Raw genomic sequence first — 19247 nt, forward strand, 5'->3', positions numbered from 1 at the left:
GTGTAACGAAGCTCAGGCCGATTGGCGCGCCTGAAGGCTGCGACCGGCGAGCAGTGATAACACGCCATCAATCACCCGAGGGTCAGCCAGCACGCGTTGATGGCCACCACTTTCCAGACGCAGCAAGCGGCTGTCGAACCACGCTTCGTGAATCAATTGCGATTCTTTGACCGAGACAAAATTGTCGTCCTCGGCGTGCACGATCAGGCCGGGCATATCCAGTTGATAGTGCGCAACGTCCAGCGTCGCCGCGCGCATGCCGACATCCTGCTCGACCTGACGGATAAAGGCCGAACGCGCTCTGGCAGGCAGGCCGACGTATCGGGCAAACCCGCGCAGCACGCCGAGAATTCGCGACGGTGCGGCGATGCTGACAAGGGTCTCCGTGCGCAGGCCCAATTGCACGGCGAGCATCGCGCTGGCGCCGCCCATGGAGTGGCCGATGACCGCTTGCAGCGGCGGCAGCTCGGCAGCGGCTTCGAGCATGGCGCGGGCGAACAGCACCACATTGGCTTCTCGCCCGGGCGAACGGCCATGGGCTGGGCCGTCGAGCGCGACAACGGTATAGCCGGCATCGACCAGCGCGTTGATCAGCGAAGCAAATTGAGTCGGCCGCCCTTCCCAACCGTGCATCAGCAGCACCGTGGGACCCTGGCCCCAACGCAGCGCCGACAGGCCGAAACGCAAGGTGATGCGCTCGGAACTGGCCAGCAGCGGCAGCTCCCAGTCCCGCAGCGGCAGCGCGCGCGGCGTCATGAACGCCAGACGCATTTTGCTCGCCACCAGCTTCGGTGCAAACCAGCCCAAGGTACCGTTCACGCCACGAACCCACTTCAACGTGTTCATCGCTCTCTCCTCAGGCGTGTCGCCTTCAGGTCAACGCACCGCCGACTTGGCGGCGCGCAGCAATCGATCGGATAACTCTCCCGGCCCCAGCGCTCTTGCCAGCGCCAGGCCGCCCACCATCAGCGCGACATCGGCCAAGGCCTTGTCGGTGTCTTCGGGGCTGGCCGCCAGTTGCGCGACCATCAATTCCAGATGCTCGTTCAGCGCAATGCGGAACGACTCCGGCAAACGCCCCAGCTCGCCGATCGAGGCCGGGATCGGGCACGCCGCTTCGCTGGAATCACGATGCTTGCGTGACAGGTAGAACGCAGCCACCAGAGCGCGGCGTTCTTCACCGGTCAGATCGGCATCCATGTCGGCTATCAGGTCACGCCGGCGCCCCAGCAGTTGCTTGAACGCTTCGAGCATCATCGCGTCCTTGCTTTCAAAGTGTGCGTAGAAGCCGCCGACGGTCAGGCCGGCCGCGCCCATCACTTCGCCCACGCTCGGGTCGGCCGGGCCACGCTGGATCAGTGCAGCGCTGGCAGCCTTGAGGATGCGTTCGCGGGTTTGAGCTTTTTTATCGTTCATCGTCGACTCCGAATATTACGACTAGAATATTATTCACATAATAATATTCCGCAAGTCATGAATATGACCGCTGGTCTGAAGCACAGTCAAAGGAAAAAGGAGAGTTGGCCAAACGCCAGACAAACAAAAGGGCCATTCAATAATTGAATGACCCTTATAAATCCCGCAGAGCGGGTAATCGTGGCGTCCCCTAGGGGACTCGAACCCCTGTTACCGCCGTGAAAGGGCGGTGTCCTAGGCCACTAGACGAAGGGGACACAAACCCTTCTATACAACTGATCAGTGCTGAGAGCTGATCGATTCAAGGCCGGTGTGGCCAGACCTTGAACTGTAAATTGGTGGAGCTAAGCGGGATCGAACCGCTGACCTCCTGCATGCCATGCAGGCGCTCTCCCAGCTGAGCTATAGCCCCGGATTTTTCGCCTCTCGGCGGAGTGATCTCTTGCAACATCACTTCTGTGAAACTGGCGTCCCCTAGGGGACTCGAACCCCTGTTACCGCCGTGAAAGGGCGGTGTCCTAGGCCACTAGACGAAGGGGACGCAAACCCTTCCATACAACTGATCAACGCTGAGTGTTGATCGCTCCAAGGCCGGTGTGGCCAGACCTTGAAGTGTAAATTGGTGGAGCTAGACGGGATCGAACCGTCGACCTCTTGCATGCCATGCAAGCGCTCTCCCAGCTGAGCTATAGCCCCTCATCGCTGAGGACGGGGCGAATCTTAAGGGCGTATCGAAAGCCTGTCAAACTTATTTTTGAAAAATTTCAAAATTTTTTGTCGGGATAACAATCACTTACCGCCCTCCCCCGTAAATTCGGGAGATTTGCAACGCGGGCAGACCTGTAGGAGCTGGCGCAGCCTGCGATCTTTTGACTTTACCTTTTGAAAACAAGATCAAAAGATCGCAGCCTCCGGCAGCTCCTACAAAGAAGCAATAGCATTCAGGCGATGGCGCCCAGGAGCTTTTCCCACTCCTTGTTTTCTTTCTTCGACACCCCGCCCAGCAGGTCAATCGCTTGACGCAAGCGGAAACGGGTCAGGTCCGGGCCGAGGATTTCCATCGCATCGAGCACCGACACCGAACTGGCCTGCCCGGTGATCGCCGCAAACATCAGCGGCATCGCGTCACGCAGTTTCAGCTGCAGGGATTCGACCACCGCCTGGATCGTCGCGGTGATGCTGTCCTTCTCCCACTGACGCAGACTTTCCAGCTTCCACAGGATCAGCTGCATCAACTGGCGAACCTGGTCGCCGGACAGCTTTTTCGACTCAAACAGCTTTGCGTCCGGATTGACGCCACCGGCAAAGAAGAAACCCGCCAGCGGTGCGACCTGGCTGAACGTCTCGACGCGACCCTGCACGTGCGGAGCGATCTTCATCATGTAATCGGCATTGAACGCCCACTTCTGCACGCGCGCGGCAAACTCTTCCACCGGCAGATCGCGCAGCCACTGGCCGTTGAGCCACGACAGCTTCTCGATATCGAAGATCGGCCCGCCGAGGGACACACGCTTGAGGTCGAAGTTGTCGACCATTTCCTGCAACGAGAACTTCTCGCGCTCGTCCGGCATCGACCAGCCCATGCGCCCGAGGTAGTTGAGCATCGCTTCCGGCATGAACCCCATGCGCTCGTAGAACGTTACCGAGGTCGGGTTCTTGCGTTTGGACAGCTTGCTTTTGTCCGGGTTACGCAGCAGCGGCATGTAGCACAGCTGCGGTTGTTCCCAGCCGAAGTATTCGTAGAGCAGGATCAGTTTCGGCGCCGATGGCAGCCATTCTTCACCACGCAGGACATGGGTGATGCCCATCAGGTGGTCGTCGACGACATTGGCGAGGAAATACGTCGGCAAGCCGTCGGTCTTCATCAACACTTGCATGTCCATGCGATCCCAAGGGATCTCGACATCGCCACGCAGCATGTCCGGCACCACGCAGACGCCTTCGCTCGGCACTTTCATGCGGATCACGTGCGGTTCGCCAGCGGCCAGACGGGCGGCGACTTCTTCCTTCGACAGCAGCAGCGCACGGCCGTCGTAGCGCGGGGTTTCGCCGCGGGCCATTTGCTCGGCGCGCATCTGATCCAGTTCTTCCGCGGTGCAGAAGCATGGGAACGCGTGCCCCATGTCGACCAGTTGCTGGCAGTATTTCTGATAGATGTCGCCGCGCTCGCTCTGCCGGTACGGGCCGTGCGGGCCGCCGACGTCCGGGCCCTCGCTCCAGTCGATGCCGAGCCAGCGCAAGGCGTCGAAGATCTGCTGTTCGGACTCGCGGGTCGAACGCAACTGATCGGTGTCTTCGATGCGCAGGATGAACTCACCGCCGTGCTGCTTGGCAAAGCAGTAGTTGAACAATGCGATGTAAGCGGTACCTACGTGGGGATCCCCGGTAGGCGATGGCGCGATGCGAGTGCGAACGGTGGTCATGGCATGTCTCGAAAAGAATGAAAAGCAGAACAATCAAGCGGCGAATGGTAACAGGCGACACCCGCCCCGCTCCAGCGGGCAGGGGATTTAAGCCGGATTGTGTGTCGCGAGGCCTTGCGATTGTGTGAAGACCATTCGCGAGCAGGCTCGCTCCCACAGGGATACACAATCGCTATGTGGGAGCGAGCCTGCTCGCGAAGAGGCCCGGCCAGACGACGAAGATCAAACAGTCAAAAGTCGTTCGCGCAGTTTGGCAATCTCGTCGCGCATCTGCGCCGCGGCTTCGAACTCCAGATCCCGCGCCAGTTGATACATCTTTTCTTCCAGCGCGCGGATGCGTTTGGTGATTTCGCTCGGCGAGCGCAGTTCGGCTTCGTATTTGGCGTTTTCTTCGGCGGCCTTGGCCATGCCTTTGCGCTTCTTGCTGCGCGAACCTGGTACGGTGGCGCCTTCCATGATGTCGGCGACGTCTTTGATCACGCCTTTCGGGGTGATGCCGTGCTCGAGGTTGAAAGCGATCTGCTTCTCGCGACGCCGCTCGGTCTCGCCAATCGCCCGCTCCATCGAGCCGGTCATCCGATCGGCATACAGAATGGCCCGGCCATTGAGGTTACGGGCCGCGCGGCCGATGGTCTGGATCAGCGAGCGCTCGGAACGCAGGAAGCCTTCCTTGTCGGCGTCGAGGATCGCCACCAGCGACACCTCGGGCATGTCCAGACCTTCACGCAGCAGGTTGATCCCGACCAGTACATCGAACACGCCAAGACGCAAATCGCGGATGATCTCGACGCGCTCGACCGTGTCGATGTCCGAGTGCAGGTAACGCACGCGCACACCGTGGTCGGCGAGGTAATCGGTCAAGTCTTCGGCCATGCGCTTGGTCAACGTAGTGACCAGCACTCGCTCTTCGATCGCCACGCGCTTGGTGATTTCCGAGAGCAAGTCATCAACCTGAGTCAGCGCCGGCCGCACTTCGACCTGCGGGTCGACCAGGCCGGTCGGCCGCACTACTTGCTCAACCACCCGCCCGGCGTGTTCGGCTTCGTAGTTGCCCGGCGTCGCCGAGACGAAAATGGTCTGCGGGCTGACCCCTTCCCACTCGTCAAAACGCATAGGCCGGTTGTCCAGCGCCGAGGGCAGGCGGAAGCCGTACTCAACCAGGGTTTCCTTACGAGAACGGTCGCCCTTATACATCGCGCCGACCTGCGGCACGCTGACATGGGATTCGTCGATCACCAGTAGCGCATCAGCTGGCAAGTAATCGTAAAGCGTTGGCGGCGCCGCTCCGGCCGGACGCCCGGACAAGTAGCGCGAGTAGTTTTCGATGCCGTTGCAGTAGCCCAGCTCAAGGATCATCTCCAGATCGAAACGGGTGCGCTGCTCCAGACGCTGGGCTTCCACCAGCTTGTTGTTGCTGCGCAGGTATTCGAGGCGCTCCTGCAACTCGACCTTGATGCCTTCGATGGCGTCGAGCAGGGTTTCCCGAGGCGTCACGTAGTGACTCTTGGGATAGAAGGTGAAGCGCGGCATCTTGCGAATGACTTCGCCGGTCAGCGGATCGAACGCCGAAATGCTCTCGACCTCGTCATCGAACAGCTCGATGCGGATCGCCTCAAGATCCGATTCCGCCGGGAAGATATCGATCACGTCGCCACGCACGCGGAACGTCGCCCGGGCAAAATCCATGTCGTTGCGGGTGTATTGCAGGTCGGCCAGGCGCCGCAGCAGCGCACGCTGATCGAGCTTGTCGCCGCGATCGACGTGCAGCACCATTTTCAGATAGGTTTCGGGACTGCCAAGACCATAGATGCACGACACCGTGGTGACAATGATCGCGTCCTTGCGCTCCAGCAAGGCTTTGGTGGCGGACAGACGCATCTGCTCGATGTGGTCGTTGATCGACGCATCCTTCTCGATGAAGGTGTCGGACGACGGCACATAAGCTTCTGGCTGGTAGTAGTCGTAATACGAAACGAAGTATTCCACCGCGTTGTTCGGGAAGAAGGCCTTGAACTCACCGTACAACTGCGCCGCCAGGGTCTTGTTCGGCGCCAGCACCAGGGTCGGCCGCTGCACTTGGGCAATAACGTTGGCGATGCTGAAGGTCTTGCCCGAACCGGTCACACCGAGCAGTGTCTGGTGCGCCAGCCCGGCGTCAATGCCCTCAACCAACTGGCGAATGGCTGCCGGCTGATCGCCAGCGGGCTCGAAGCGGGTGACTAGCTGGAATTCCGACATACACACCTCTGGAATCGCGGCGATCCGCATCAGACGGAGCACCACGAGGACGACCGCAAACGACCGATGTCGCGCAAGAAAAAACCTGGATTGTGCTTAATGTTGTGGCGATTGCCCGAGCTTTCAAGGCAAATGTCCTACAACCGGTAAAGACTCTGACAAAGTCAATCGACTAACGGTCAAGAAATAATCGGAAAAACTTACCGTAAATGCCGATTCGCCTGTCGCCATTGCGCGGTGATGGCCTCTATACTAGCTCCCCGTTTGTGCACCGCTCTAGTGCATTCGGCTGGAGCGCGACACGTCCCTCCACTCCCCATTCAGAGCCGCCGTAATAATGAGCCTGTTCTCCGCTGTCGAAATGGCACCCCGCGATCCAATCCTGGGCCTCAACGAAGCATTCAACGCCGATACCCGGACCACCAAGGTCAATCTGGGCGTGGGCGTGTACTGCAACGAAGAGGGGCGAATTCCACTGCTGCGCGCGGTGATCGAAGCCGAGACGATTCGCGTCGCTCAACATGCTTCCCGCGGTTACCTGCCGATCGATGGCATCGCTGCCTACGACCAGGCCGTGCAAAAGCTGCTGTTCGGCAACGATTCGCCGCTGATCAGCGCCGGTCGCGTCATCACCACTCAGGCCGTCGGCGGAACCGGCGCCCTGAAAATCGGTGCCGACTTCCTCAAGCAACTGCTGCCGAACGCCGTCGTGGCGATCAGCGACCCGAGCTGGGAAAACCACCGCGCTCTGTTCGAAACTGCCGGTTTCCCGGTGCAGAACTACCGTTATTACGATGCAGCCACCCACGACGTAAATCGTGCCGGCATGCTCGACGATCTCAACGCCCTGCCGAACGGTTCGATCGTTGTCCTGCACGCTTGCTGCCACAACCCGACCGGCGTCGACCTGACCCCAACGGACTGGAAAAACGTGCTGGAAGTGGTCAAGACCAAGGGACACGTACCGTACCTCGACATGGCTTACCAGGGCTTTGGCGACGGTATCGATGAAGACGCCGCTGCCGTGCGCCTGTTTGCCGAATCCGGCCTGACCTTCTTCGTTTCCAGCTCGTTCTCCAAGTCGTTTTCGCTGTACGGCGAGCGCGTAGGCGCGCTGTCGATCATCAGCGAATCGAAAGAAGAAAGCGCGCGCGTGCTGTCGCAGGTCAAACGCGTGATCCGCACCAACTACTCCAACCCGCCGACCCACGGTGCCAGCATCGTTGCGGCTGTACTGAACAGCCCGGAACTGCGTGCGCAGTGGGAAGCCGAGCTGGCCGAGATGCGTCTGCGCATTCGCGGCATGCGTGAGCAGATGGTTGCCCTGCTGGCAGAGAAAGCACCGGGGCGCGACTTCAGCTTCGTCGGTCGTCAGCGCGGCATGTTCTCCTACTCCGGCCTGACCACCGAACAAGTACATCGCCTGCGCAACGAGTTCGGCATCTACGCCCTGGACACCGGCCGCATCTGCGTGGCCGCGCTGAACCAGAGCAACATCAAGGCTGTGACGGACGCGATCGTTCAGGTCATCTGAATTCGGCGTGTGATGAAAAACGGGAAGCCTTGAGAGCTTCCCGTTTTTTATTTGTCTCTGGAAACGCCTTGCAACCTCTAGACTGCACACAAATCAGAACCATAGGAGCTGGTAGGAGCTGACGAGTAAAACGAGGCTGCGATCTTTTGATCTTGTTTTTAAGATCAAGATCAAAAGATCGCAGCGTTCCGCAGCGCCTACAGATTTTGTGTACATCCGAGACTTTTGAAGAGACCCCAAATGAAAAACGACAAACTGCGCGCCGACCGTGACGATCTGGATGACTTCATCCCACGCGCCCCGGCCAAGCGCGAAAAAAGCCTGGTGCTGCAAGTCGCCACCGGAGTTTTCCTCGGCGGCCTGGCCCTGTGGCTGGTGCAGCTTGCGGCAACGGCGGCCTATGCCAAGCTGATGCTCGGCACGATCACCTTTGGCAGTTAAGCCAGTTCGGCTGAGCGCTGGGTGGCGGCATCGTCGTAAATCACATACAGCGATTCGGCGATCTGGCTCTTGATGGCCTTGCTGCTTTCCAGTCCCAGGACAAAACCTTCGGCCTTCCCGCCGGCGCGGTTCAATTCTTCGGCGGTGCCGGCCTGGGTGATTGCATCAAAGAGTTTCTCGGCGTGTGCGCCGATTCCCTTGGGCAGGCTGATCTGTGCAGTGCTCATGCGAACACCTCGATGTTGCGAATGATTCGATTCATGGCGCGTACCTTTGCGGCGAATGGCCGGCAGCGCGTGTGACCACTTCCGGGCTGCCATGGTAGACCGCTGAGACCTTTTCGGTAACCGCCAATCGCTGACAAAATGCCGCTCGTCCCCTCGAATCGCAAAAGTTGCCAGCCGATGCTTGACTTCTCTTTTTGAATCAGTAACATACGCACCAATTCCGCAATAGCTCAGTTGGTAGAGCAAGTGACTGTTAATCACTGGGTCCCTGGTTCGAGTCCAGGTTGTGGAGCCAAATAGCAAAGCCCCTGAATCGCAAGGTTCAGGGGCTTTTTTGTGGGCGCCTGAAAAGATCAAAAGATCGCAGCCTTCGGCGGCTCCTACAGGGAAACGCTGATCCCGATGTAGGAGCTGCCGAAGGCTGCGATCTTTTAATCTGCAAACGAAAAGGCCGATCTGTACAACCAGATCGGCCCTTCTGTCTTCAGCAGCAGTCAGACATGTTCGCTGCTTTTCAACTGCACCTTCGGCGCGCCATGCCCATGGTCGTGCTCATCCGGCTCGATCACCGGCACCTCCTTGCCATCGCAATCATGCAGCTTGCCGTCGCTGAAATAGTCACCTTCGCGCAGCGCGGCCAGATCGCGATAACGCAAGGTGCGCTCTTCCGCTGCGGCGAACACCGACTGCTGATCCGAATTGCCGGCTGTGAAATGGTTGAAGGCCAGGTTGAGCAGGATCGCCATGATTGCCGACGAACTGATGCCCGAATGGAAAATCGTCGCAAACCAGCTCGGGAAATGATCGTAGAAATTTGGCGCGGCGATCGGGATCATGCCGAAACCGATCGAAGTGGCAACGATGATCAGGTTGACGTTGTTGCGGTAATCGACTTTCGACAGCGTGCGGATGCCGCTCGCGGCCACCGTACCGAACAGCACGATTCCCGCGCCGCCAAGCACCGACGTCGGCACAGCGGCAATCACCCGGCCCATGAATGGCAGCAACCCGAGGACCACCAGGAACACACCGCCGGTGGCGACCACAAAACGGCTCTTGATCCCGGTCACCGCCACCAGCCCGACGTTCTGCGCGAAGGCGCTCTGGGTAAACGAACCGAAGATCGGCGCAAACATGCTCGATAGCATGTCGGCGCGCAGGCCGTTACCCAAGCGTTTGGAATCCACCTTGGTGCCGATGATCTCGCCCACCGCAAGGATGTCCGCCGAGGTTTCCACCAGGGTCACCATGACCACGATGCACATCGACAGAATCGCGGCGAAGTGGAAGCTCGGCATGCCGAAATGGAACGGCGTCGGGAAGCCAAACATGGGACCTGTGGTGACAGCCGAGAAATCCGCCATGCCGAGGAACACCGCCAGCACTGTGCCGATGACCATTGCCAGCAGAATCGACAGCCGTGAGATGGTCGCGCTGCCGACCTTGCTCAGCAACAACACCAGCACCAGGGTGACTGCCGCCAGACCGATGTTCTGCATGCTGCCGAAGTCCGGCGCATGACTGTTGCCGCCCATCGCCCAGCGTGCGGCGACTGGCATCAGCGTCAGGCCGATGGTGGTGATCACGATACCGGTGACCAGCGGCGGAAAAAACTTGGTGATGCGCGAGAACACGGGCGTGATCAGCAAGCCGATCAACGAGGCGGCAATCACCGCACCCAACACCGACTGGAAACCGCCCTCCCCGCCGCTGCCGACGATCGCGACCATGGTCGCCACGCCGGAGAACGATACGCCCTGAACCAGCGGCAGCTGACAGCCAAAAAACGGCAGACCCAGGGTTTGCAGCAGTGTCGCCAGCCCCCCCGCAAATAATGAAGCAGCAATCAACAGACCGATGTCCGCCGGCGACAGACCGGCCGCCTGGCCAATGATCAGTGGCACCGCAACGATACCGCCGTACATGGTCAGAACATGCTGCAGGCCGTAAGCCATATTCGCGCCGACCCCGAGGTTTTCGTCCTCGGGCCGTTGGTGTGAAACATGGGGCGTTTTCATGGTGGGGGGTTCCCTGGTTTTTGTTATGCGCACACTGTATTCAATACGCAGGACAAATGTCCATAGAGTTGTATACAACTTATCAGTCACATAATGGTTGGATAGCCATCCAGCCTTCTAGCCTGCGGCTTTCGCCCCCACAAATCCGGCAACACAACCCCGCTGCGTCTGCGCCTGTGCCCATCAGGCTGAAGTGTTCACGGCGACCGACGGTGCAGGCGCGCCGATGATTCGGGCCTGTCGGGGCAGTTCAAGAAAGGCATTACGGCCACCGACCTCAAGAGTCTCGAGCGAAAGCTGTCGGCCGCCATCGGGGAAATCCGTCGCGTGCTCGAACCGGACGTCAAACCCTAGGCAGAGACCAGTGTGATAAGCCGCGTCAGTGCTTGCCGCACATGGAGTGAGTCAGGCCACTGAAGGTCGAACTCACGCTTGAGCAGGCCAGTCAGCTCATCGATATCCGTCACCTCGCGCCGCTGACTGTCAGCGCCTATGTGATGAATGGCAAAACTGCCGTTATTCAGGGTCTTGCGCCAGCCATCACCGGTGCGTGCGACCATCAGGCGTTGCGCAAAAGGTGATTCGGGATGAGTGGAGACATACCAGTTGCCGACGCTGTAATCGATATCCTCCTGACGTTGCAGATCGAACAGGTACATCGGCCGCCACTCGCCCGCGACCCTGGCGCGCAGCAGATAGCCATCGGCTTGCTGTTCGATGCGGTAGGGTTCGTGCGGGGTTGGTTGCTCATCCTCGCTGTCGAGGAGCAACGGTGCGGTCGGCACCATGCCGCCGAAGCCGACGTCAGTGATGTAGCGCACGCCGTCGAGGGTAACCAGACTCAAGCGATGGGTACGCGCCGTCCAACTGCCCTCCGGTTGATTCATCACCACCCGACCGCTGATGCCGCGCACTTGAAAACCCAGTTCAAGCAGCAAGGCATAAAACAGATGGTTGAGCTCGTAGCAGTAGCCGCCACGGCCCTGATGCAAGACTTTCTCTTCAATGGATGCCAGGTCGATCAACACGGGGGCGCCACTGATCGTTGCGAGGTTCTCGAAAACAAACTCAGCGGTATGGCGCCGCTGCAACTGACGCAGGGTGTCCAGCGTCGGTGGCGGCGGTGCGTCAAATCCCAAGCGTTGCAGGTAAAGCCGGGTATCGGTCAGGCGTGGCGCACTCATTGCTCGATCCTTATGCATGTGGCTACAGAACACTGCGTAGATGTTGCCCTGTATACGGGATCGGCTGTCGCTTACGACAATTGATTTCGCCAATCGCCCGGTCAGCGTTTTTTCCGCGAACCGATACGAATCCACGTCGGCGCGTGATCACTGGCATGCGGCTCATTGCGAACCCAGGCGTCTACGCCGGCATCGTGCAGATATGGGCTCAATGCCGGGTTGAGCAACAGATGATCGATGCGCAGACCAGAGTTGGTTTGCCAGTGCTGGCGGAAATAATCCCAGAAAGTGTAGATGCGTTCTTCGGGATAGACATGACGCAGGGAGTCGGTCCAGCCCTGATCCAGCAACCGTTGGTAGCACTCGCGACTCTCGGGTTGCAGCAACGCGTCCTTGAGCCATGAGCGGGTGTTGTAGATGTCCATATCGGTGGGTATGACGTTGTAATCACCGGCCAGCACCACCGGGTGATCGCTGCTCTGCAGGTCTTTGGCGTAGCTGATCAGGCGTTCGAACCAGGCGAGTTTGTAATCGAATTTCGGCCCCGGCTGCGGGTTGCCGTTGGGCAGATACAGACAACCGACCAGCACACCGTGCACCGCCGCTTCGATATAGCGACTGTGGGTATCATCGGGATCGCCGGGCAACCCGCGCCGACTCTCCAGCGGTTGCGCGTCACGCGCCAGAATCGCCACGCCGTTCCACGACGCCTGGCCCTGCCAGATAGCGCCGTAGCCGGCCGCTTCCAGTTCAGCGGCGGGGAATGCGCTGTCCACCGATTTCAGTTCTTGCAGACAAGCGATGTCCGGCTGCTCGCGCCTGAGCCATTCCAGCAGATTCGGCAGCCGCGCGCGCAGACCGTTGACGTTATAAGTGGCGATTCGCAGGTTTTTCATCGTCCGCAACTCCTGCCCGGTGGGATTGCAAGTTGTGACCCCGGGAGCGCCGCACAGGTTGCATCCGATAAAGGCCGGCCAGTTCAGACGCGATTACGCAGCCATTGCAGGAAGCCTCTTTTCGGCGCAACCACCGGGGTTTCCTCGGTCAGCGAGTGCGCCTTGTGCAAACGGAAGTCGAGCAAAGCCTGCATCGCATCATGAATGTCATGGCGCGCGTCCAGGCACGGTTTCAGGTACGACTTCTCGATGCGATACAGCGCGCAGAAGGTTTTCGCCGAAAAGTCTGCCGGCAAGGCCGTGTCGGACAGAATCCCGGCCTCGCCGATCACCTCGCCCGGCCCCATGCGCCCGGACTCCAATGGCACGCCATGACGCTTCAAGGTCACCGAAACCACACCAGACTCGATGATGAACAAATGATCGCTGACCTCCCCGCCCGCCAGAATGGTCTCACCGGCGCGAAAGGTTTGCAGGGTCATGTTCTGGCTGAAGGTGTCTTTTTCTTCCGCGCGCAGGGTCGAAAAAATTGGCGAGCTTTCCAGCAATGCCCGTGGCCGCGACAATTGCGGCGTGACGCTGGTTTCGTTGCTCGACAGCAGATTGACCCCGGAGGCCTGCAGATGTCGGTAGGCCAGGTCGAACAACTGATTGCGCACCACTCGTTTCTCGCCCATCGAAGCGACAAACCCGCTGATCTCGTATTCCGCGCCGCCGCTGGCGGAGTTTTTCAGCGCTACGCTGGGCGCCGGCGTGTCGAGCAGTTGCCGGCAGCCCTGCATCGCCCGCTCCAGCGCCTCGATCACCGAGCTGGGCCGGGCATGGGGGCTGACAGGCACACTGACCGAAACACCGAACATATTGCTCGGTCGACTGAAATTGATGATTTTCGCCTTGGCGGCCAGCGAGTTGGGAATCACCGCCATGCTGCCCTGACTGGTCTGCAAACGCGTGGCGCGCCAGTCGATATCGGTGACCCGACCCTCGGTGCCATCAATGGAGATCCAGTCATCGAGTTGATAGGGCTTGGTGGTGTTGAGGACGATCCCGGAGAACACGTCGCTCAACGTGCTCTGCAAGGCCAGACCGACGATGATCGCCAGCGCTCCGGAGGTCGCCAGCACGCCTTTGACCGGCAGATCCAGCACATAGGCCAGTGCCGCGATGATCGCGATGAGAAAAATCACCGCCCCGAGCAAGTCCTGCAACAACCGCCCTGTGTGGCCGACTCGCTGCATCATCACCGCGCCGATCAACACCGTCAGGGTGCGTGCGCCGAACAGCCACCAACCGATCTGTAACCCGGTCGCCGCCAGATGCAGCGGCACGTTGTCGGCCCACGGCGCCGGCTCCATCGGGTTCAAGCCTTCGTTGAACAGAACAATGCTGAACAGGGCGAAAATCAGCACCCGCACCAGCAGCTTCCATTCGCTGCCGCGAGCGCTGATCAGCCGCCACAGGCCAAGATCGAGCAGAATCAGGATCAATGCGCAAAACAACGGGTGTTCGGTCAGCAGAGACAGCATCAAACAACTCCGACAAAGGCCAATCGCGAGAAGATCGCACAGATTGGCACAGTGTAGGAGCAATTGATTTCAGCGGATGAACCGCCGCTTGAAAACGTTGAAAAACCCTATAGGAGCTGCCGAAGGCTGCGATCTTCTGATTGTGAACAACAAGATCAAAAGATCGCAGCCTTCGGCAGCTCCTACAGGGGGATTTGTGTGCTACCCGTGCATCCGGCCAAAGCGTCCGGACTGGAAGTCGGCAAACGCCTGGTGGATTTCCCGCTCGGTGTTCATCACGAACGGGCCGTGGCCGACAATCGGCTCGTCGATCGGCTCGCCGCTGAGCAGCAAGACCACCGCGTCTTCGCCGGCACGGAGGGTGAGTTGATCACCATCGCGCTCGAACAACGCCAACTGCCCTACCCCCACCGATGCCGCGCCGTTGACCTGCACCGCCCCCTTCAACACCACCAGTGCAGTGTTGCGGCCTTCATGCAGATCAAGGGTCAGCAACTTGCCAGCGTTGAGGCGCAGATCCCAGACGTCGATGGGCGTGAAAGTCCGCGAAGGGCCGGTGTGCCCGTCGAATTCACCGGCGATCAGACGCAGGCTGCCGGCGTCGTTCTTGAGCGCAAGGTTCGGAATGTCACGATCGAGAATGGTCTGGTAACCCGGCGCGGCCATTTTGTCCTTGGCCGGCAGATTGACCCACAGTTGCACCATTTCCAGTTTGCCGCCGGTCCTGGCGAAGTTCTCCGAATGAAACTCCTCGTGCAGGATGCCGGACGCCGCCGTCATCCATTGCACATCACCCGGGCCGATGGTGCCGCCACTGCCGGTGGAGTCACGGTGCTGCACTTCGCCGTCGTAGACGATGGTGACGGTTTCGAACCCTCGGTGCGGGTGCTGGCCGACGCCACGCTGTTCAGTGGTGGGGGTGAATTCGGCAGGCCCGGCGTGATCGAGCAACAGGAAAGGACTGATGTGCTCGCCCAGGTTGTCATAGGAAAACAGCGTGCGTACCGGGAACCCATCGCCGACCCAATGGCCGCGCGGGCTGGTGTAGATGCCGATGATGTTTTTCATGGGGTCTCCAAGAGGATTTGCATGGAATTAATCCTAAAGGCATCGCGAATATCCGACTAGCCGCTGAAAACCGGCTTCAGTGTTCTACACGCGGAACAATTCAATAAGCTCGAACCGACCTGCGCACAGCACCCACCCACACGTGATTCATGACTTCTACTCAACAGTGCTTTGTCCCGTCGACGGTTTTTCCCAAACCTCCCAACCCTGATACTCCTGACCATACCCATTGCAACCCAGGAGTCATCCATGTCTGTTCCCGCCTTCGGTCTCGGTACCTTTCGCCTGCAGGGCCAGGTTGTCATCGACTCGGTCAGCACCGCACTCGAGCTTGGCTATCGGGCCATCGATACCGCGCAAATCTACGAAAACGAAGCCGAGGTCGGCCAGGCCATCGCCGCCAGCGGCCTTCCACGAGAGGAGCTGTTCATCACCAGCAAGATCTGGGTGGCCAACTTCGCTGGCGATCGCTTGATTGAAAGTCTGAAGCAAAGCCTGGAAAAACTGCAGACCGACTACCTGGATCTCACACTGATTCACTGGCCATCACCTGAAAACCAAGTGCCGGTGGAAGAGTTCATGAGTGCGCTGCTGGAGGCCAAACGCATGGGCCTGACCCGGCAGATCGGTGTGTCCAATTTCACTGTCGACCTGATGAAACAAGCGATTGCCACGGTGGGCGCAGACAACATCGCCACCAACCAGATCGAACTGCATCCGTATCTGCAAAATCGCAAGGTCGTCGAGTTTGCCCGCAGCCAGGGTATTCACATCACCTCGTACATGACTCTGGCGTATGGCGAGGTGTTGAAGGATCCGTTGATCGAGCAAATCGCTGAACGCCTGCGAGCCACCCCGGCACAGGTGACGCTGGCGTGGGCGATGCAGTCAGGGTACGCAGTCATTCCGTCTTCGACCAAACGCGCCAACCTGCAGAGCAACCTGGGCGCCAGCGCGCTGAATCTGAGTGACGACGACATGGCGCAAATCGCCGGACTCGATCGTGGCCATCGTCTGACCAGCCCGAAGGGCCTTGCGCCCGAGTGGGACTGAAAGCGGTCAGGCCTCCAGCCGTTGCGCGAGGCCGAGCATGGCTTCGCGCAACGCGTCGATTGCGCTTTCAACAGCCTCGAGCTGGTCTTCGCAACAAGCCTTGTCAAGATCGCTACACGCCGCAATCACGCGCGCAGCTCCGACCATCTGCGCGCCGCCCTTGATGTGATGGGCCAAAGCGCGCAAGGCGTGAAGGTCGTCAGAGTGCAAGTTATCCAGCGATTGCAGGTCATCCCGCAGACTGTTGCCGACCTCCTTGCGCAATCGCTCGATCAATGACCGATCGGCGCCGGCCATCTGTTGCAGAGCACTCAAGTCAATCTCGACCGGCGCGGCGGCTGGCTGCTGATCTTCGTGCGGCTCGCGAGAATCTGCCGCGTTCAGTGCCTCAGCCAGATCGTGCAGACGGATCGGCTTGAACAGGCAGCCGTCCATGCCGGCATCAAGACAGCGCAGGCGCTCCTCGACCTGCGCGTTGGCAGTAAAACCGAGGATCAGACAAGGCTTTCTGGCGCTGGCGGCTTCTTCGCCGCGAATCCCTCGCGCGAGGTCATAACCGTTACGTCGCGGCATGTTGCAGTCGGTAATCACCACGTCGAAGGCCTGCGTTCGCCAGCGTTCGAGCCCCTGATCCCCGTCGCCGACATCGACGGTGCGATGCCCCAGCTCGCTCAGTTGCCAGCACATCAGCAGACGATTGACCGGGTGATCGTCCACCACCAGCACGTTCAATACACGGGGGGCGTGCTCCATGGCGGGGATCGGCGGCGTTTCAAGCGCAGCGCTCAGCAGCGGCAACGGCAGGTTTATTTCTACCCGTGTGCCTTGCCCGGGCTCACTGTCCAGTTGCAGCGTGCCGCCCATCATTTCGCAAAGGTTGCGACTGATCACCAGCCCCAGACCGGAACCGCTGCGCGCCGCTTGCGGATTATGGCTCGCTTGCACGAACGGGCTGAACAGACGCTGGCGATCCTCGACACTGATGCCGATGCCGCTGTCTTCGATCAGCACTCGCGCATTCACTTGCTCGCCCGATATCTCGATGGTCTGCAGGCGCAGGCTCACCTCGCCCGCTTCGGTGAATTTGATCGCGTTGCTCAACAGATTCGACAGCACCTGCTTGAAGCGCGTGGGGTCGAGCAGAACATCGATGTCGCTGCATGCGTCGAGCTCGATGCGCCACAACAGGTGCTTTTGCCGCGCCAGCCCTTCGAACACCCTGCACACCGAGAACACCGTTTCACGCAGGTTGACCCGTTCGGGCGCCAGGGACAAATGCCCCGACTCGATGCGGGCAATGTCGAGAATATCGCCGATCAGTGCCAGTAATTGCTGGCCGGCATTCGACGCCACTTGAATCGCCAGACGATCGGTCACACCCTCCTCTGCTCGCTTGAGGGCCAGTTCGAGCATGCCGATCAAGGCGTTCATCGGCGTGCGGATCTCATGGCTCATGGTCGCCAGAAAGGTGCTCTTGGCCCGATTGGCCTCGTCCGCCGCGTCCTTGGCCTGCTGCAGTTGCAACAACCATTGCTGACGCTGGCGGATCTGCCGGCGCTGCCAGCCGATCCAGAGCAACGCCAGCAGCAGCAAGCCCGCCGCAGCGGCGAAACCGAGCAGAATTTCATGGCGGTGGCGCAACCAATAGCTTTCCTCCACCACCACGTCGTGGCTCCAGCGCTTGACCAGTTCGTCCATTTGCTGCGGCGCGATGCTCAGCAACGCCTTGTTCAGGATCGAATGCAGCAGGGCCGATTGCGGCGCTGTGGCCAAGGCAATGCGCGCGGGTTGGTCGCCCACTGTGCCGGTGATGCGCAGGCGCTCACGGTACTGCCGGGCAATCAGAAAACGCGCCACCAGCAATGAACTCACCGTCACATCAGCCTGACCTCTGGCAATCAGCGCCATACCTTCGGCGGGGCTTTTCACTTCGACAAGGCGCAGGCCCGGCACCCGCTGCAGCAAATAATCGTGCAACGGGTGGCCGCGATAAATCGCCAGGCGTTTGCCCGCCAGATCGTCGAGCGGCAGTGGACTCTGGCCGTTCGCCGCGCTGACCAGCACGAACGGGTTGTTCAGATAGGCCCGGGTGAATTGCAACTGCGCTTCGCGCTCGGTGCTCGGCGTCACCACCGGCAAGAGATCGAGTTTGCCGGCCTGCAGCTGTTCGAACTGATCGTTGAGGGACGTCCCGCGCACGATCTGGAAATTCAGGCCGCTGCGTTGCGCAATCAGGCTCAACAACTGCGCCGCCAACCCGTTGAAACGCCCCTCGGCATCGAAAAACGCCAGCGGCGCGAAGTCTTCGACAGCGCCTACCCGCACCAGCGGGTGTTGATCCAGCCATTGCTGCTCGGCGGCACTTAATTGCACCCTTGACTGTTCGGCCATCTCGGCCAGGCCGGCACTCCAGCGTTGCTCGATCAGATGTCGACGCGCCATGGGCACCGCCGCCAGCGTCTTGTCGATAATGCTTTTGAGGCGCAGCTCACTGCGCAACAGCGCAAACGCGAACGGATTGGCGTCAAGACCCGACGGCCCGGCCAGCTGCAGGTCGTTGCGATAATTGGTGTTGATCAGATAGTTGGCGCTGATGAAATCGCCCAGGTAGACATCGTCGGCACCGAATGCGACCGCGCCGAGTGCATCCATCGCCGAGGCATATCGCTGCACATGGGCATCGGGGTAAAACGCCTGAACCTGGGCCAGCGGCAGGTAGTCCTCGACCATCGAGATGCGTTTGCCGGTCAGCTCAGCGGGCAGTCTTTCGTCATGACGGGTTACCAGCATCGGCTGATCTTCAGCGTACGGCCGCGACAGGATAAAAGCCGGGTCAGCCGCTTCAAAACTGTTGGACGTGCCCAGCAGATCGACATCGCCACGCTTGAGTGCGGCCATTAGCGCAGGACGGTCGGCGAACCGGCGCACTTCGATTCTGATGCCCAGCAGTTGCGCCAGCAGATCGGCATAATCGGCCGTCAGACCTTCCAGCTCGTGCTGGTTGCGGGTGATCTCGAATGGCGGGTAATCCGGCCCGGAGATGCCCATGCGCAACACCGGATGTTCACGCAGCCATTGGCGCTCCCGGTCATCGAGGCGAACCTGGACATTGCCCGGTTCGAGGCGGGCCAGCACCTCCAGGGTTTGCGGCTGGGTACCGGCGCAGACCGACGCTGCAAGTCCCAGCCACAGCCATAGAATCCGCAGTCCCTGCGTCATGTCA

Annotated in this window: 14 protein-coding genes, 5 tRNA genes and 1 pseudogene; 5 read left to right on the top strand and 15 right to left on the bottom strand. The window is 60.0% G+C overall.

All coding sequences use genetic code 11. From position 1 onward, the window contains the following. Positions 1 to 12 precede the first annotated feature (12 nt). The 8 genes from VNV36_RS17660 to uvrB form a co-directional block, all read right to left on the bottom strand. Positions 13 to 846 (bottom strand): alpha/beta fold hydrolase, encoded by an 834-nt coding sequence (locus VNV36_RS17660; RefSeq protein ID WP_325718900.1) that lies wholly within the window; start codon positions 844 to 846, stop codon positions 13 to 15. Between the two features lie 30 nt (positions 847 to 876). Beyond that, positions 877 to 1416 carry a TetR/AcrR family transcriptional regulator gene (locus VNV36_RS17665; protein WP_016773921.1) on the bottom strand — a complete coding sequence of 180 codons (540 nt, stop codon included), beginning with the start codon at positions 1414 to 1416 and terminating at the stop codon, positions 877 to 879. Between the two features lie 181 nt (positions 1417 to 1597). After that, a tRNA-Glu gene (locus VNV36_RS17670) sits at positions 1598 to 1673 on the bottom strand. A gap of 79 nt (positions 1674 to 1752) precedes the next feature. Further along, positions 1753 to 1828 (bottom strand) — tRNA-Ala (locus VNV36_RS17675). Between the two features lie 53 nt (positions 1829 to 1881). Next, a tRNA-Glu gene (locus VNV36_RS17680) sits at positions 1882 to 1957 on the bottom strand. 79 nt (positions 1958 to 2036) lie between these two features. Next, positions 2037 to 2112 (bottom strand) — tRNA-Ala (locus tag VNV36_RS17685). A 245-nt stretch (positions 2113 to 2357) separates the two neighbouring features. Continuing rightward, entirely contained in the window at positions 2358 to 3839 is a 1482-nt protein-coding gene (gene gltX, locus VNV36_RS17690) for a glutamate--tRNA ligase (RefSeq protein ID WP_325718904.1), read from the bottom strand. 222 nt (positions 3840 to 4061) lie between these two features. Then, complete coding sequence (gene uvrB, locus VNV36_RS17695; RefSeq protein ID WP_325718906.1) at positions 4062 to 6077, bottom strand: excinuclease ABC subunit UvrB; 2016 nt, start codon at positions 6075 to 6077, stop codon at positions 4062 to 4064. A gap of 337 nt (positions 6078 to 6414) precedes the next feature. Between uvrB and VNV36_RS17700 the strand changes: the two genes are divergently transcribed. Both VNV36_RS17700 and VNV36_RS17705 read left to right on the top strand, forming a co-directional pair. Continuing rightward, entirely contained in the window at positions 6415 to 7611 is a 1197-nt protein-coding gene (locus tag VNV36_RS17700; RefSeq protein ID WP_325718908.1) for an amino acid aminotransferase, read from the top strand. A gap of 240 nt (positions 7612 to 7851) precedes the next feature. Then, a complete protein-coding gene (locus VNV36_RS17705; protein WP_325718910.1) occupies positions 7852 to 8052 on the top strand; it encodes a hypothetical protein in 201 nt (66 codons plus the stop codon). On the opposite strand, the gene VNV36_RS17710 is transcribed toward VNV36_RS17705, so the two are convergent. Further along, positions 8049 to 8279: a hypothetical protein gene (locus VNV36_RS17710; RefSeq protein ID WP_325718912.1), complete on the bottom strand. Its 231-nt coding sequence runs from the start codon at positions 8277 to 8279 to the stop codon at positions 8049 to 8051. The genes VNV36_RS17705 and VNV36_RS17710 overlap by 4 nt on opposite strands. A 219-nt stretch (positions 8280 to 8498) precedes the next feature. On the opposite strand from VNV36_RS17710, the gene VNV36_RS17715 reads away from it, so the two are divergent. Beyond that, a tRNA-Asn gene (locus VNV36_RS17715) sits at positions 8499 to 8574 on the top strand. A gap of 199 nt (positions 8575 to 8773) precedes the next feature. Here VNV36_RS17715 and VNV36_RS17720 read toward each other — a convergent pair. Beyond that, positions 8774 to 10297 (bottom strand): nucleobase:cation symporter-2 family protein, encoded by a 1524-nt coding sequence (locus VNV36_RS17720; protein ID WP_325718914.1) that lies wholly within the window; start codon positions 10295 to 10297, stop codon positions 8774 to 8776. 240 nt (positions 10298 to 10537) lie between these two features. Here VNV36_RS17720 and VNV36_RS25930 point away from each other — a divergent pair. Continuing rightward, positions 10538 to 10651, top strand: a pseudogene (locus tag VNV36_RS25930) (BrnA antitoxin family protein); the annotation flags it as partial. Here the strand turns inward: VNV36_RS25930 and VNV36_RS17725 are convergent. The 4 genes from VNV36_RS17725 to VNV36_RS17740 all read right to left on the bottom strand — a co-directional run bounded on the left by VNV36_RS17725 (position 10648) and on the right by VNV36_RS17740 (position 14971). Further along, entirely contained in the window at positions 10648 to 11481 is an 834-nt protein-coding gene (locus tag VNV36_RS17725; protein ID WP_325718916.1) for an arylamine N-acetyltransferase family protein, read from the bottom strand. The pseudogene VNV36_RS25930 and the gene VNV36_RS17725 sit on opposite strands and share 4 nt — an antisense overlap. A 101-nt stretch (positions 11482 to 11582) precedes the next feature. Further along, positions 11583 to 12377, bottom strand: coding sequence for an exodeoxyribonuclease III (gene xth / locus VNV36_RS17730; RefSeq protein ID WP_325718918.1), 795 nt, complete (start codon positions 12375 to 12377; stop codon positions 11583 to 11585). A gap of 83 nt (positions 12378 to 12460) precedes the next feature. After that, positions 12461 to 13903 carry a mechanosensitive ion channel domain-containing protein gene (locus VNV36_RS17735; protein ID WP_325718919.1) on the bottom strand — a complete coding sequence of 481 codons (1443 nt, stop codon included), beginning with the start codon at positions 13901 to 13903 and terminating at the stop codon, positions 12461 to 12463. A 201-nt stretch (positions 13904 to 14104) separates the two neighbouring features. Further along, positions 14105 to 14971, bottom strand: coding sequence for a pirin family protein (locus tag VNV36_RS17740; protein WP_325718921.1), 867 nt, complete (start codon positions 14969 to 14971; stop codon positions 14105 to 14107). A 249-nt stretch (positions 14972 to 15220) separates the two neighbouring features. Here VNV36_RS17740 and dkgB point away from each other — a divergent pair, with 249 nt between their 5' ends. Next, positions 15221 to 16024, top strand: a complete 804-nt coding sequence (gene dkgB, locus VNV36_RS17745) for a 2,5-didehydrogluconate reductase DkgB (RefSeq protein WP_325718923.1) — start codon at positions 15221 to 15223, stop codon at positions 16022 to 16024. Between the two features lie 6 nt (positions 16025 to 16030). Here the strand turns inward: dkgB and VNV36_RS17750 are convergent, their stop codons facing one another. After that, positions 16031 to 19243 (bottom strand): transporter substrate-binding domain-containing protein, encoded by a 3213-nt coding sequence (locus VNV36_RS17750; protein ID WP_325718925.1) that lies wholly within the window; start codon positions 19241 to 19243, stop codon positions 16031 to 16033. Positions 19244 to 19247: the final 4 nt, after the last annotated feature.

This window comes from Pseudomonas sp., assembly GCF_035554175.1.
In the GTDB taxonomy this organism is placed as follows: Bacteria; Pseudomonadota; Gammaproteobacteria; order Pseudomonadales; family Pseudomonadaceae; genus Aquipseudomonas.

Bases quoted from the DNA above. Each gene is read 5' to 3' on its own strand.
- VNV36_RS17660 (WP_325718900.1), bottom strand. From the start codon at position 846: ATGAACACGTTGAAGTGGGTTCGTGGCGTGAACGGTACCTTGGGCTGG.
- VNV36_RS17665 (WP_016773921.1), bottom strand. From the start codon at position 1,416: ATGAACGATAAAAAAGCTCAAACCCGCGAACGCATCCTCAAGGCTGCC.
- gltX (WP_325718904.1), bottom strand. From the start codon at position 3,839: ATGACCACCGTTCGCACTCGCATCGCGCCATCGCCTACCGGGGATCCC.
- uvrB (WP_325718906.1), bottom strand. From the start codon at position 6,077: ATGTCGGAATTCCAGCTAGTCACCCGCTTCGAGCCCGCTGGCGATCAG.
- VNV36_RS17700 (WP_325718908.1), top strand. From the start codon at position 6,415: ATGAGCCTGTTCTCCGCTGTCGAAATGGCACCCCGCGATCCAATCCTG.
- VNV36_RS17705 (WP_325718910.1), top strand. From the start codon at position 7,852: ATGAAAAACGACAAACTGCGCGCCGACCGTGACGATCTGGATGACTTC.
- VNV36_RS17710 (WP_325718912.1), bottom strand. From the start codon at position 8,279: ATGAGCACTGCACAGATCAGCCTGCCCAAGGGAATCGGCGCACACGCC.
- VNV36_RS17720 (WP_325718914.1), bottom strand. From the start codon at position 10,297: ATGAAAACGCCCCATGTTTCACACCAACGGCCCGAGGACGAAAACCTC.
- VNV36_RS17725 (WP_325718916.1), bottom strand. From the start codon at position 11,481: ATGAGTGCGCCACGCCTGACCGATACCCGGCTTTACCTGCAACGCTTG.
- xth (WP_325718918.1), bottom strand. From the start codon at position 12,377: ATGAAAAACCTGCGAATCGCCACTTATAACGTCAACGGTCTGCGCGCG.
- VNV36_RS17735 (WP_325718919.1), bottom strand. From the start codon at position 13,903: ATGCTGTCTCTGCTGACCGAACACCCGTTGTTTTGCGCATTGATCCTG.
- VNV36_RS17740 (WP_325718921.1), bottom strand. From the start codon at position 14,971: ATGAAAAACATCATCGGCATCTACACCAGCCCGCGCGGCCATTGGGTC.
- dkgB (WP_325718923.1), top strand. From the start codon at position 15,221: ATGTCTGTTCCCGCCTTCGGTCTCGGTACCTTTCGCCTGCAGGGCCAG.
- VNV36_RS17750 (WP_325718925.1), bottom strand. From the start codon at position 19,243: ATGACGCAGGGACTGCGGATTCTATGGCTGTGGCTGGGACTTGCAGCG.